Below are 13527 nucleotides of genomic sequence, written 5' to 3' on the forward strand. Positions count from 1 at the left end.
CTCGCCGCTGATCTTGCAGTTGCGGCCCCTCGGGTGGGGCTTTTGCGTGCCTTGCCGGGGCGGTAAGTGCAAGATCGCCGAGAACGTGGGGCGGCCCGCCCGGTGCGCTTGCGCCGGGCGGGCCGTCCTCGTCGGGTGCCGGGTCAGCAGCGGGTGGGGGAGAGGGTGAAGTCCTCAACGGTGGGCGTGCTGCTGTTGATCTTCGTCTGGCGCGTCTGGGGCTTCCAGCCGTCCTTCGCGACGATCATCGTCAGCGGGTTGTTGCGCCGGTCCATCCAGTAGGCGTACCGGCCCTGGGCGTCGGTGGTGAAGGTGTACGAACTCGCCCAGGAGTCGACCTGCACTGTCACCCCGGCCAGCGGCGCGGTGGCGCCCTGGCAGCTCTTGCCGGAGACCGTGCCGGACAGCTTGCCCCAGGTGGTCGGCGGCTGAGCGATCATGGTGACCGCCACCGGCTCCACCGTGTACGGGGTGTTCTCCTTGATCACCACGGATGCGGAGTACGTACCGGGCTGGTCGACGCTCGCGGTCATGCCGACCGTGACGGTGACCTTCTCGCCCGGCGCCAGCGTGACCTTCGACGTGTCGACGGTCAGCCAGCTCACGTCGGCCGCGCCCTCGGTGCACTCGCCGAAGCCGGGCAGGACCTCGCTGTCCTTGGTGGCCGTGAAGCTGCCCGACGAACCGCCGATCTTGTAGAACCCGCAGGCCGCGCCACCCCGGTAGCGGGCGGTGTTGGCGTTGGGCAGGTTGGCCCACGAGTTGGTCGCCGGGTCGAACGCGAAGCCGGCGTTGGTGATGGCGCCGCCCTGCGAACCGCCGACGACGAGGAGCTTGCCGTTGGCGACCGCGTACGAGGAGGCCCAGCTGTCGGCCGGCGCGTCCGGGATGGCGGTCCAGGCGCCTGCGGCCGGGTCGAAGGCGTAACCGGCCTTCTGCGAGGCCGAACCGTCGTTGCCGCCGGTGCAGTAGACGATGCCGTCGATCCCGCCGCAGGACAGGAACGCCACCGACTTCGGGTACGCCGGCAGCGTCTCCCAGGCGTCGGTGCCCGGGTCGTACCGGACCACCGAGTTGGCCATCGGCGTGCAGCTCGCTGTGGTGCAGCCGCCGATCGCGTACAGCTTGCCGCCCGCGACCGCCTGGCCCGCCGCCGCGCGCGGCGCCGGGTTGTCGGCCTTGCGGGTCCAGGTGTTCGCCGCCGGGTCGTACGAGAAGGTGGCGGCGTCCGGACCGGCGGCGCCCCAGCCACCGGTGGCGATGATCTTGCCGTCGATCACGCCGACAGTCATGGCGTTACGCGCGCCGGGCAGGTCGGCGATGCCGGTCCACGTCTGGGTGATCGGGTCGTACCTGTAGTTCTTGGCGCTCGACGCGGTGCCGTCGCCGCCGGCGATGGAGTAGACGTTGCCGTCGACGTTGACGACCCGGTTGTCCATCACGTTCGCCGGGTAACCCGGGATGGTGGTCCAGGGGTCCGCCTGGGGTGCGGCGGCGGCGATCGCGTTCGACGACTTGCCGGACGAGCGGGCCGCGAACGACGTGGCGGCGGTCAGCCGCTGGACCGGCGCCCCGGTGGAGCCGAGCAGCGCCTGCTCGGACAGCTGGGAGCCGTCGGCCCGTTGCAGCACGAACCCGCCGTCGCGCTCACTGAACTCGGCGGTGACCGGAGCCCCGCCGGTGTTCGTCACGGTGAAGGTCTTGCTGACCTTCCCGCTCGGCATCCGGACCGTGCCGGTGATCGAGGTCGGCTTCACCGACAGCCGGCCGGCCGCGAGCTGGAAGTTGGCCGCGGTGGCCCAGTCCTCCTCGACCGTGACCTGCTTGGTCTGGCTCACGTAGTTGCCCGCGGCGGCGGTGAACGGGTGCGTCCCGGTCAGCGACGAGAACATCCAGTAGAAGCCGTCGGGCAGCTCGGTGTCATCAGGCGTGGCAACCGTGGTGGCCTTCTCCGCCGGGCGGTCCTTGCTGGTCACCGTGGCGCCGTTGACGTAGCTGTTGTCGTTCTTGTCACGGACGTGGCCGAGGACCAGGCCGCCCTTGACCGGCTTGCAGACGAGCGTGCTGCCGATGAGCACGTTGTCGACCTGCCACCACCATTCCCAGCTCGCCTCGTAGTAGTGGAAGCGCACCCGCACCTGCGACTGGCCGGCCGCCTGCGGGATCGGCACCTCGGTCACCCGCGGGCCGCGTACGTCGGCGGCCTGCCGGAGCACGTTGCTCCACGTGGTGCCGCCGTCCAGGCTCAGGTCGACGTCCGCGCGGTCGCTGTTGAGCCAGTTGTAGTCCTGGTTGAACCGGATCACCGGCGCGGTCACGCCGGTCAGGTCGACCACCGGGCTGACCAGCGACGTGTCCTGCCGCCCGCCGCTGCCGTAGTTGTCGCTGTCGATGACGGCGAAGTTGCCGCCGCCGCCGGTCAGGTTGCCCCGCTCACCGGCGTCGGTGAACTCCCAGACCTGGCCGGTGCCGGCGTTGTCCACCACGGTCCAGCCGTCCGGGACACCGGTGCCGTCGAACGTCTCGTACTCGCCGTCGGAGCTGACGGTGTAGCCGGGGGCGGTGGCGCACGCCTCCGGGTTCGCCTGCACCGCGATGTTCGCGGTCACGTTGCCCGCGCCGACGGTGACCTCCTTGGTGGTGGTCAGGTAGCCGGCGTACTGCGGCTCGACAGTGAGCCGGTAGGTGGCCCCGGACGGCAGCGACAGGCTGTAGCGGCCGGTCGACGGCGTGGTGTAGTCGGAGATCGGCGTGCCCTCGACGCTCACCTTCGCGTACAGCGGCCAGCCGTGCCCGGACCCGTCGGTGACCTGCCCGCTGACCGTGACGCTCGGTACCGCGGTGAGCGCGACGTCGAGCGTGGTGGTCGTGTTCGCGGTGATCGTCGCCGACAGCGTGCGGGTCGCGTACCCGAACGCCGAGACGACCACCTGGTAGTCGCCGGCCGGCAGGAGCGAGGAGTACGTCCCGTCCGCGCCGGTGATCAGCGTGCGGTCAGTCGCGCCGGTCAGGGTGACTGTCGCCCCGGCGATCCCGGCGCCGGTGGCGGCGTCGGTGACCTTGCCGGCCAGGGTGCCGTTGTCGCCGATCGGGGCGGCGGCGAGCAGCGCGAGCGCGTCCAGGCGGCCCTCACCGTAGACGTTGTTGTCGTCGGTGGTGCCGCCGCACTGCGAGTCGCCCTTGTCGATCGCCGTGTCGTTGAGCAGCGCGCGGGTCGCGGTGATGTCGCCGACCAGTGTGGGCGCCGCCGACCAGAGCAGCGCGATCGCGCCGGCCAGGTGTGGTGCCGCCATCGAGGTGCCGCTGATGCTGGCGTACGAGTTGGTCGGCACGCTGGAGCGCACGTTCACACCCGGCGCCGAGATGTTCGGCTTGATCTCGCCGTTCTGCCCGGTGCCCCGGGACGAGAAGCTGGCGATGTTGTTGTTGACGTCGTACGCGCCGGCCGAGTAGTTGCTCGCCAGGCTGCCCGGTGAGCCGCTGGTCTGGCAGGACGGGCCGTTGTTGCCGTTGGACCAGACGCCGAAGATGCCGGAGGCGGTCCACGCGTCGGTGACGTCCTCCATGAACGGCTCGTTGGACGGCGCCGTGGTGCCCCACGAGTTGTTGATGATGTTCGGCCGCTTGCTGGCGTCCGGGTTCTGCCCGTTGAGGTCGGTGGGCTCCAGCATCCACTGGCCGGAGGAGATCAGCGCGGCGTCGGACGGGCAGCAGCCGTTCGCGGCGATCCACTTGACCTCGGGCGCGACACCGATCTGGTTGGCCCCGTCGGCGCCGGCCATGGTGCCCATGGTGTGCGTGCCGTGGCCGTCTGAGTCGCACGGCGCGGTGGCGCACTCGCCGGCCGCGTCGAACCAGTTGTAGTCGTGGTCGAAGGTGCCGTCACCGTTGTTGCCGCGGTAGGCGTTCACCAGGGCCGGGTGGTTGAACTGGACGCCGCTGTCGATGCTCGCCACGGTGATCCCGGCGCCCTTGACGCCGTACTGGGACCAGACGTCGTCGGCGTTGATGTTGGCGATGCCCCACTCCAGGGCGTTCGCCGACTTCTCGTCGGTGCCCGGGGTGGTCTCCGGCAGCTTGTACTCCACCGGCGCGTACAGGCCGTCCACCTCGGAGTGGGCGGCGAAGTTCTGCGCCATGGTCAGCGAGCCGTCGGTGACCTTGATGGCGTTCGTCGCCCAGAAGGTCTGGTACTTCGTGCCCGAGCGGTCCAGCTCGGCGCGGATCTTCGACTGGCTGTCGGCGGCGGTCTTCTTCAGCGCCGCCGCGACGGCGGCACCACGCTCGTTCCAGTCCTTGATCCCGGCGGCCTTGCCCAGGTCCGCCTTGGCGGCGAAGTGGATCCAGAAGTCGCCCTCGCTCTTGCCCTGGAGCTGACGGGTGAGTTCGGGGCGGATCTTGTCGCCGGCCGACGCGCCCGCGCCCGTCTCGGCCTGCGCCGCCGTGCCGGTCGCGGCCAGCGCGGTGGCGGCGAGCACCAGGGCCGCGCCCGCGCTCACCAGCCGCCGGGCCGGGCCCCATCTGTGTGGACGTCTCAGCATCGGTGCTGCCTCCTGTTCCGATGACCCGCTGATGATCGAGCCATGGCAGAAGGGCCAGGAGACGTGCTCTCCCGACTGCGACACCGGTGTGAAAAGAACCCCCCAGGCCCCCTAGGCGCCGTGCGGGTCTGCGCCGGACGCCTGAGTGGACACTATGATCGACAGTAAGGAACGATCAATAACCGTACGTGAGCAACATGTCACCAACAGGCCCCCGGATCGGGCGGCCTGTTGACAGTTTTTGTCACGGTGGGGCGCGGTGACGACTGACGGCACGAACGCGGCGAACTCCGGCACCGACCCGTCGGAGCGCCCCTTCTCGCTCGTCATCGGGGTGACCTCGTCCCCGGCCGAGCGGCTGCGGCTGACCGAGCTGCTGGACGGCGTCGCGCCCCTTCTGATGGTCGCCGATCTGGACGAGCTGCGCGAGTTGATCACGACGGATGGGCCGACCCCGGCCGTCGTGCCTGCCCCGGCCGTCGTGCCGGCCCGGTCCGTACCCGGGGACAAGCCCGCGCCGGACGGCGCGCTGGTGATCGACGCGGCCCGCTCGACCGCCCGGTGGGGCAACCGGGAGACCGCCCTGACCCGGCTGGAGCGCGACCTGCTGACCTGCCTGACCACCGAGCCGGTACGGGTGTGGAGCTACGCCGAGCTGCACCACGCGGTCTGGCACGACGCGCCGACGCACGGCCGGGCCGACGTGCAGTCCCTGGTCAAGCGGTTGCGCCGTAAGCTCGACGAGCTGGGCACCGGCGTCACCATCGCGGCGGTACGCGGCGTCGGCCTGCGGCTCACCGACCACCGCCACCCCCGGGTACGGGGAGACTGACCGCCCGTCCGTCCGGCATGGAGACACGGTCGGCGCGCACCGGGCGGCGCGTACCGCCGGACGGTGACAGCCGGTGACCCGATCGGTGGAGCCGCGCCGCCGGTGTGGCCGGAATTGATGGCGACCGGTCGATTACCGGTGCGGCACGTATCGCGAGGAGTCTTTGCCTCCTACGGTGGCGTCCGGCACGCGGACGGAGGGGACTCGGGAAATCACCCGAGGGGGCCGTCCCGGCGGACAGGGAGAGTTGTCTCGATGCGAGTTTGGCTTCGCGCCGTGGCGGTGGTCGCCGCCGGCGCGGTCGTGGTGGCGGGAGTGCCGGCGCTCGCCGCCACCGTCACCGTGCGGGACGCCGGCGTGGCCGGCCAGACCGGGGCACAGGCGACGGGAAGCAGCGCCGCGCTGGGTGCCGCGCGCACCACAGCGACCCGTGCGCTGGTCACCCCCGGGGACACCCGGCTGATGCCGACCACGCCCCGCACCGACACGCCGCGGATCAACAACGGCGAGATCACCGACATCGAGGTGATCGGCAACCGCGTCTTCATCGCCGGCACGTTCACCTCGATCGCGAACGTCGGCGGGTCCACGATCGCGCAGCGGTCCCTGGCGTCGTACAACCTCGACACCGGCAAGGTGGACACCGGCTTCAAGCCGGTCGTCGACGGCGCGGTCGCCGCGGTGGAGGCGTCGCCGGACGGTTCGTCGCTCTACATCGCCGGCTCGTTCAACACGATCAACGGCGTCACCAAGCGCAAGATCGCCCGGCTGAACCCGACCACCGGCGCGCCGGTCGCCGCGTTCACCGCCACCGCGAACGCGCGGGCCACCGCGCTCGCGGTCAGCGGCAACGCCGTCTACGTCGGCGGCCAGTTCGCCACCGTCAACGGGGTCACCCGCAGCGGCCTCGCCGCGCTCAACCCCACCACCGGCGCCGTCGACACCGGCTTCAACCTGCCGGTCACCGGCGGCATCGGCGTCGGCGGCATGCTCACCGTGCAGCAGCTCAAGCTCACCCACGACCGCAGCAAGCTGCTGGTCGTGCACACCGGCCGCCAGATCGCCGGCCAGGACCGCTACGGCGTGGCGCTCATCGGTACGGCGAGCAAGGCGCTGCTGCCGTGGCGTACCCGGCTGTGGGAGGACAACCTCTCCTTCGTCGGCGGCATCCAGCGCGTCTTCGCCGGCGACATCGCGCCGGACGACTCGTACTTCGTGGTCACCAGCGGGTCCGGCGGTGACCGTCCGCCGATCAACGACACCGCCATCGCGTACCCGCTGACCGGGAACGACCACGTCGAGCCGCTCTGGATCTCCCGGCACTTCGACAGCATCTACTCGGTCGCGATCACCGACACCGCCGTCTACGTCGGCGGCCACTTCAGCTGGCAGGAGTCGCCCACGTCGAACGTGCCGTGGCCCGGCCTGGACAACGTCGGCTACGGCACCGGCCAGGGCCTCAGCGGCTACGGCCTCGGCGACCAGGTGGTCCGCCGCGACCACCTCGGCGCGCTGGACCCGCTGACCGGCACCGCGCTGGAGTGGAACCCCGGCTCCAACTCGTACGAGGGCGAGAAGGCGATGCTCGCCACCTCGCGCGGCCTGCTCGTCGGCGGCGACGGCAACGTCAAGGGCGGCAAGACCACCGGCCGGGTGGCCTTCTTCGACCTCTCCTCCCAGCCCGCGCCCGCGGCGCTGGACACCACGATCACCACGCCGATCGAGGGTGCGGTGAAGCCGGCCGGCGAGTCGTTCACGATCAGCGGCCAGGCGCTCGCCCCGGCCGGCGTGGCCCGCGTGCAGCTGGAGATCCAGGACCGCAACAGCGGCAAGTACCTCCAGGCCGACCTGACCACCTGGGGCGCGTTCAAGGCGATCAACACGACGGTCGCCGCGCCGAACGCCACCTCCACCACGTGGAGCCTGCCGGTGACGCTGCCGGCCGGCGTCTACCAGTTGCAGGCAAAGACGTTCGACCGCAACGGGGCCGGCGACACCACCAAGGCGGTCAAGAAGATCGAGGCGTTCCGCTTCGACGACCTGCCGCCGACGACCCGGATCAGCTCGCCGGCGGCCGGCCTGCTCGCCACGCAGACGTTCGTGGCCTCCGGCACCGCCACCGACGACAAGGGCGTCAACTCGCTCATCTACTCGTTCCGCACGGCGGACAACCGGTACCTGCAGGACGACGGCACGGTCGCCGCGGTCTACAACACCTTCCGCGGCGAGCCGGACGTGATCGGCGCGACGTCCACCACCTGGCAGTACGAGGTCACGCTGCCCGTCGAGGGGCAGTGGAAGATGACCGCCACCGCCGTCGACACGACCGGGCAGAGCGACCTGCGCGGCGACACCCGCGACTGGACCGTCTCGGCCAACGGCGTACCGCCGACAGTGGCGATCACCTCGCCGGTGGCGATGACGCCGCCGGGCAACCCGGCGCCGTTCACCGTCGCGCCCGGCGGCACGATCACGTTCGCCGGTACGGCGAACGACGACGACGCCCTCAAGTCGGTCGAGATCTACCTGCGCAACAACACCACCCGTGAGGCGCTCGCCAGCGACGGCACGTGGGGCGCCGACTCGGTCGCCGGCTACCACCGGATCTCCCCGGCCAACCTCGACGCCGCGACGTTCGACTGGTCGTTCACCACGGTGCCGCTCACCCCCGGCGTCTACGACTTCCGGGTACGGGCGACCGACAAGCTCGGCCTGACCACGTCCAGCAGCAACATGGGCCGGCTCACGGTCACCGCCCAGGTGCCCGGCGACGCCTTCCCGAACGGGCTGCTCGGCTTCACCGGCACCAACCAGGACATCGACCAGCTGCACCTGGACCTGGCCGGCACCGCCACCGACGACAAGGGGATCCGCGCGGTCCGGATCGCGCTGCGCGACCTCGACACCGGCCGGTACGTGCAGCCCGACGGCACCATGGCCGCCGCGTTCGCCACAGTCGACGCGACGCTCGCCGCGCCCGGCGCGACCAGCACCGCGTTCACGCTCTTGATCGACCTACCCACCCGGGGCACGTACAGCGTCGAGGCGTGGGCCGTGGACACCGCGGGTCAGCAGGACAACTCGACGAACGGCGCGACCGCCCGATACCTGGTCTACCCGGGTGACACCGACCCGACGCTGGAGCCGAGCATCACGCCGGTCGACGGGCAGGCGTACACCGGCGGCCGGATCGTGGTCACCGGCCGGGCGGTGGACGACGGCGGGATGCAGAAGGTCGAGGTGCAGATCGGCAACAGCGCCGGGCAGGGCATGAACGCCGCCGGCACGTTCGGCCGCGCGGGCGCGCCGACCAGCTGGCCGTGGATCGCCACGTTCCTCACCAGCCCGGGCTCGCCGGGGTCGAACTTCGCGTACACGTCGCCGGTGATCCCGGCCGGCACGTACACGGTGACGGTCCGCGGCATGGACAACCGGGGGCAGTACCAGCAGCCGCCCCGTACCGTCACGGTGACCGTCACCGACTGACCGGGCAGGCTCGCGGGCCGGTCCGCGCCGGGGTCTTCCGGCGCCGGGCCGGCCCGTGCCCGTCTCAGGGCCGGATCAGGCACATCCCGGCCGTGGCCGGGCGATCCATCGTGGCCAGCGCGTCCGGGGCGGCGTCCAGGTCGACGGTGCGGGTGACCAGCTCGGCCGGGCGCAGCACCCCGGCGGTGACCAGCCGCAGCATCTCCGGGTACGCGTGCGCCGGCATGCCGTGGCTGCCCCGCAGCTCCAGCTCGTACGCGATCACCAGGTCCATCGGCAGCGCCGGGCGGCCCTGCGCGGCGGGCAGCAGCCCGACCTGCACGTGCCGCCCGCGCCGCCGCAGACCCTCGATCGACGCCACACAGGTGGCGTGACTGCCGAGCGCGTCCAGCGACAGGTGGGCGCCCTCGCCGGTGGCGTCCCGGATCGCGGCGGCCACCTCGCCGGGACCGCCCAGCGCGCTCGCGTCCAGGCAGACCGCGGCGCCGCTGCGACGGGCCAGTTCCAGCGCGCCGGGTGAGACGTCCACGGCCACCACCCGCGCCCCGCTCGCCGCCGCGACCATGACGGCGGACAGGCCGACGCCCCCGCAGCCGTGCACTGCGACCCACTCGCCCGCGGCCACCCGGCCCTGCGCCACGACGGCCCGGAACGCGGTGGCGAACCGGCAGCCGAGCGCGGCGGCTGCCGCCTCGTCCAGCTCGTCCGGCAACCGGACCAGGTTCACGTCGGCGTGCCGCACGGCGACCAGCTCGGCGAACGATCCCCACCCGGTGAAGCCCGGCTGGGTCTGGCGCTCGCAGACCTGCTGGTCGCCGGCCAGGCACGACGGGCACCGCCCGCACGCGCAGACGAACGGCGCGGTCACCCGGTCGCCGGGCCGCCACCCGCGGACGTCCGCACCGGCCGCCACGACGACACCGGCGAACTCGTGCCCCGGTACGTGGGGCAGGCGGATGTCCGGGTCGTGGCCCTGCCAGCCGTGCCAGTCACTGCGGCACAGCCCGGTCGCGCCGACCCGGACGACCACCCCGTCCGGCGCCGGCACCGGGTCGTCCACCTTCCGGATCCGCCGTTCGAACCGGCAAGGCTCGAACACCACCGCATCGCATGCCCCCTGATCTCACACCCCGACCCTCCCGCCTTCACACCCCCACTTCACCCCGCTCCCTGCTCGCGCCTCGCGATTCATCTGCGGCCCTGTCGGATGTCGCAGATGTCCCATCTGACCGGGCAGAAAGTGCAAGATCGCCGGCGAGGGCCGGTGCTCGCCTCGCCTGCCCGTCCCCGGCGCGTCATATCCCCATCACCTGGGATCCCTGGTCCGCATCCCGGGAGCAGCCCTAGATCTTGGTACGAAAGCGCCCTCACGGGGGCCGTTTCGTACCAAGATCTACGGGGCGGCTCGGGTCGCCGAGGCGGGGGAGGGCGCGCGGGGGCGGCACGGGTCGGCGAATGGAGCAGTTCGGGGCGGGATCGGCTCTCACGCCTCGCCCCCCTGACCCCGGTGATCAAGGAGTTTGTGTCCTGATCAGGGCGGTGTCAGTCCGCAAACTCCTTGATCACCGGGAGGGAGAGGACGGGGAAGGAGGGCTACAGGTGGCGGCCCTGGGGGTCTCGGGCGGTGATGCCGTCCAGCGGGGTTCCCGGAGTGAGGGTCTTCGGGTCGAACCAGAAGATCACTACCTGAGTGTCCTCGCTCCACCTGGCCAGCTTCGCCTCGACCTGCCGGCCGTCGACCGTCCCGACGATGCGGGCCGCCGGGCCGACGAAGTAGCCGAACGTCGGTATCGACGGGTCGGTGGGCGTCCGCTGCTGGTCGTACCCGATCTCGTGGAACCCCGGCCGGCGGTCGCTGCCGGTCACGTCGTTCACCAGGAAGTCCGACGTCAGGTGGCCGTCCGGCGCGCGCCGCCCGGCGACCAGGCCGATCGTCACGCGGGGCAGTTCCGGCACGTCGACCGGGACCATGAAGAACACGCGCGCGTCGGCGCCGTACCGGATGCCGCTGTCCACGACGGTTCCGAGCGGTCGCAGCGGCGACTCGGTCGGGGCCGGCGCGGCGGTCGGCGTGGGTGGGGGAGTGCCGGTGGACGCGGTGGCGACCGGCTCCCCGGCCGGGAGGTCCGGCGGGCCGGGCCGCGTCGCCACGGCGTCGACCCCGACGGCCACCGCGACCGTCGCCACCGCCGCCGCGACTGCGGCACCGATCCGCCGGCGACGGCGCAACCGGCGTCCCCGGCGCATGATGTCCGCGATGTCCAGGCCGTCGGCCCGCTCGGTCGCCCGCATCGCGCGGCGCAGCTCGTCCATCTCGGTCACCGGCACGTCTCCTGCGGCCGGGGCGCGGACAGACCGGCGGTACGCAGCTTCTCCAGCGCCCGGGACGAGGTGCTCTTGACGGTGCCGACCGACACGTCGAGTTCGCGGGCCACCTGGGCCTCCGGCAGGTCGAAGTAGTGACGCAGGACGACGACGGCGCGTTCGCGCGCGGTGAGCGTGCCGAGCGCGGTGACCAGCCACCGCCGGGTCGCCACCTCCTCGGCCATGTCGCCGCCGCGCCGCTCCGGCAGGTCGTCGCTCGGGTACTCGCGGATCGGCCGCCGCCAGGTGTCGACGACGTGGTTCACCAGCACCGAGCGGGCGTAGCCGTACGGGTCGCCGTTGCGGATCCGGGACCAGGACGCGTACGTGCGCACCAGCGCGGTCTGGGCGGCGTCCTCGGCGTGGTGGTGGTTGCCGGTCATGAGGAACGCGGCGTGCGTCAGCCGCGCGGAGGACGCCCGCGCGAACTCGACGAACTCCGCGTCACCCCGGGCCATGCGCGCCCTCTGCACCTCTCACCCCGGTAGGGACGTGCGGGAAGCGGAAAAGGTTGAGTCCTCGCCGTACCAACTTTCTCGACGGGTCACCCGTCCTCATCCCCGTGCCCCCGACCGGGCGCCGAGGGGAGACGAGATGACCAGGACCGTGGACCGGACACGCGGCGGCGCGGCGGTGATCGCGCTGGCGGTGTCGCTGGCCGGCTGCACACCGGCAGTGGCCGACCAGCCCGCAGTCGCGCTGTCCGAGCCGGCCGGGCCGTCCGCTGCCGCGCCGGCCGCGTCGGCGGCGGCGCCCGTCCGGTCCCGGCCGGCGCGGATCGGCTATCCCGCCGACGGCGGCAACAAGTGGCGGTTCGCCGCCGCCGAACCGGCCACCACAAGGGGTACGGGCCGGCTGCTGCGCTACCGGGTGGCGGTGGAGCGTGACATCACCGGTCTGCCACCGGCCGAGTTCGGGGCGCAGGTCACCGGCATCCTCGCCGGCCCGGGTGGCTGGACGACCGACGGACGGATCGCCCTGCGCCGCGTCGGCGCCGGCGGACCCGCCGACTTCACCGTCTACCTCGCCACCCCCGGTACGCGCGACGACCTGTGCGGGGACGGGCCGGACCGGTACACGTCCTGCCGTAGCGGGGACCGGGTGGTGGTGAACGTGGCCCGCTGGGTGCTCGGCGCGCCCGCCTACGGGAGCGACCTCACCGCGTACCGCCGGTACGTGGTCAACCACGAGGTCGGTCACCGCCTGGGGCACGGGCACGAGCGCTGCCCGGGGCGGGGACGCCCGGCGCCGGTGATGCAGCAGCAGACACTCGGCCTGCACGGCTGCACGCCGAACCCGCTGCCGTTCCTGCGTGGCGAGCGGTACGTGGGACAGTCCGGCGCGTACGACGACCGCCTGCCCCCGCCCGAGGGCGGCCGGCCGGGCTGAGCGGGCGCTCGCACCCGCGCGGCCCGGGCCGCGCGGGTGCCGGAACAGCGCGGCCGGGCCGGCGCCGACGTCCCATCCGGCGCTCAGAACAGCGTGGCCGGACCGACCGGTTCCGGCTCGGGCAGCGGCGCGAGCCCGGGCACCCGCTGACGGACCTGGTCGTGGAAGCGGCGGGCCAGCTCGGGGGCGTCCGCGTTGTCCGGCGTGTGCACGAACACCGTCGGCGAGCGGCCCTCCCGCAGCCAGCCGGTGACCACGTCCAGCCACGGCTGCCAACCCTCGACGGTGCGGGCCGGGTCGTCCCGGCCCAGGTAGCGCACGATCGGCCGGTCGGTCAGCGCCCGGGTACGCAGCGGCAGGCGCGGCTTGCGCGTCCACGCCTCCCGCTCCGCGTCGCTCGTCGGCGGCGTGCGGAAGAACGCTGTGGTGTCGAACGGGATCCACTCGGCGCCGGCCCGGTGCAGCGTCGTCTCCAGCGCGCGTACCGCACCGGCCTCGGTGAAGAAGGCGGGGTGGCGGACCTCGACGGCGTACCTGTGGCCGGCGGGCAGCGTGCGCAGGAACCGGTCGAGGTCGGGCACGTCGCCGGGGCCGAACGAGCCGGGCAACTGGATCCAGAGCGCGTCCGCCCGGGGGCCGAGCGGCTCCATCGCGTGCAGGAACGCCCGTAGTTCCGCCTCGCCGCCGGTGAGCCGGCGCTCGTGGGTGACCACCTTCGGCAGCTTCGGCAGGAAACGGAAGCCCGGCTCGGTCTGTTCGGCCCAGGACGCCACCGTCTCCCGGGCCGGGGTCGCGTAGAACGTGGTGTTGCCCTCCACGGCGTCGCACCACCCGGCGTACGCGCGCAGCCGCTCGTGTGCGGGCAGCGGGTGCGGCAGGAAGCGGCCGGACCAGGACTTGTGCGTCCACATGGCA

General features: G+C 72.5%; 8 protein-coding genes. 3 read left to right on the forward strand and 5 right to left on the reverse strand.

What is annotated here, in order from left to right; genetic code table 11:
* Nucleotides 1-143: 143 nt before the first annotated feature.
* The gene (locus Q3W68_RS14305) at nt 144-4541 is read right to left on the reverse strand and encodes a S8 family serine peptidase (protein ID WP_302905888.1); all 4398 of its coding nucleotides are present in this window, start codon (nt 4539-4541) and stop codon (nt 144-146) included.
* A 259-nt stretch (nt 4542-4800) separates the two neighbouring features.
* Here Q3W68_RS14305 and Q3W68_RS14310 point away from each other — a divergent pair, with 259 nt between their 5' ends.
* Both Q3W68_RS14310 and Q3W68_RS14315 read left to right on the forward strand, forming a co-directional pair.
* Nucleotides 4801-5373, forward strand: a complete 573-nt coding sequence (locus Q3W68_RS14310) for a winged helix-turn-helix domain-containing protein (protein WP_302905889.1) — start codon at nt 4801-4803, stop codon at nt 5371-5373.
* A 255-nt stretch (nt 5374-5628) separates the two neighbouring features.
* A complete protein-coding gene (locus Q3W68_RS14315) occupies nt 5629-8859 on the forward strand; it encodes an Ig-like domain-containing protein (RefSeq protein WP_302905890.1) in 3231 nt (1076 codons plus the stop codon).
* A 64-nt stretch (nt 8860-8923) separates the two neighbouring features.
* On the opposite strand, the gene Q3W68_RS14320 is transcribed toward Q3W68_RS14315, so the two are convergent.
* The 3 genes from Q3W68_RS14320 to Q3W68_RS14330 all read right to left on the reverse strand — a co-directional run bounded on the left by Q3W68_RS14320 (nt 8924) and on the right by Q3W68_RS14330 (nt 11681).
* Nucleotides 8924-9919 carry a zinc-dependent alcohol dehydrogenase family protein gene (locus Q3W68_RS14320; RefSeq protein ID WP_302905891.1) on the reverse strand — a complete coding sequence of 332 codons (996 nt, stop codon included), beginning with the start codon at nt 9917-9919 and terminating at the stop codon, nt 8924-8926.
* Nucleotides 9920-10452: 533 nt separating this feature from the next.
* Nucleotides 10453-11172 (reverse strand): hypothetical protein, encoded by a 720-nt coding sequence (locus Q3W68_RS14325; RefSeq protein ID WP_302906187.1) that lies wholly within the window; start codon nt 11170-11172, stop codon nt 10453-10455.
* A 5-nt stretch (nt 11173-11177) separates the two neighbouring features.
* Entirely contained in the window at nt 11178-11681 is a 504-nt protein-coding gene (locus Q3W68_RS14330) for a SigE family RNA polymerase sigma factor (protein WP_302905892.1), read from the reverse strand.
* Between the two features lie 136 nt (nt 11682-11817).
* Here Q3W68_RS14330 and Q3W68_RS14335 point away from each other — a divergent pair, with 136 nt between their 5' ends.
* Nucleotides 11818-12612, forward strand: coding sequence for a DUF3152 domain-containing protein (locus Q3W68_RS14335; RefSeq protein WP_302905893.1), 795 nt, complete (start codon nt 11818-11820; stop codon nt 12610-12612).
* 83 nt (nt 12613-12695) lie between these two features.
* On the opposite strand, the gene Q3W68_RS14340 is transcribed toward Q3W68_RS14335, so the two are convergent.
* Nucleotides 12696-13523 carry a DUF72 domain-containing protein gene (locus Q3W68_RS14340; protein WP_302906188.1) on the reverse strand — a complete coding sequence of 276 codons (828 nt, stop codon included), beginning with the start codon at nt 13521-13523 and terminating at the stop codon, nt 12696-12698.
* Nucleotides 13524-13527: the final 4 nt, after the last annotated feature.

Origin of the sequence: Micromonospora sp. C28ISP2-4 (assembly GCF_030519385.1) — a bacterium.
In the GTDB taxonomy this organism is placed as follows: Bacteria; Actinomycetota; Actinomycetes; order Mycobacteriales; family Micromonosporaceae; genus Micromonospora; species Micromonospora tulbaghiae.

Bases quoted from the DNA above. Each gene is read 5' to 3' on its own strand.
- Q3W68_RS14305 (WP_302905888.1), bottom strand. From the start codon at position 4,541: ATGCTGAGACGTCCACACAGATGGGGCCCGGCCCGGCGGCTGGTGAGC.
- Q3W68_RS14315 (WP_302905890.1), top strand. From the start codon at position 5,629: ATGCGAGTTTGGCTTCGCGCCGTGGCGGTGGTCGCCGCCGGCGCGGTC.
- Q3W68_RS14325 (WP_302906187.1), bottom strand. From the start codon at position 11,172: ATGGACGAGCTGCGCCGCGCGATGCGGGCGACCGAGCGGGCCGACGGC.
- Q3W68_RS14330 (WP_302905892.1), bottom strand. From the start codon at position 11,681: ATGGCCCGGGGTGACGCGGAGTTCGTCGAGTTCGCGCGGGCGTCCTCC.
- Q3W68_RS14335 (WP_302905893.1), top strand. From the start codon at position 11,818: ATGACCAGGACCGTGGACCGGACACGCGGCGGCGCGGCGGTGATCGCG.
- Q3W68_RS14340 (WP_302906188.1), bottom strand. From the start codon at position 13,523: ATGTGGACGCACAAGTCCTGGTCCGGCCGCTTCCTGCCGCACCCGCTG.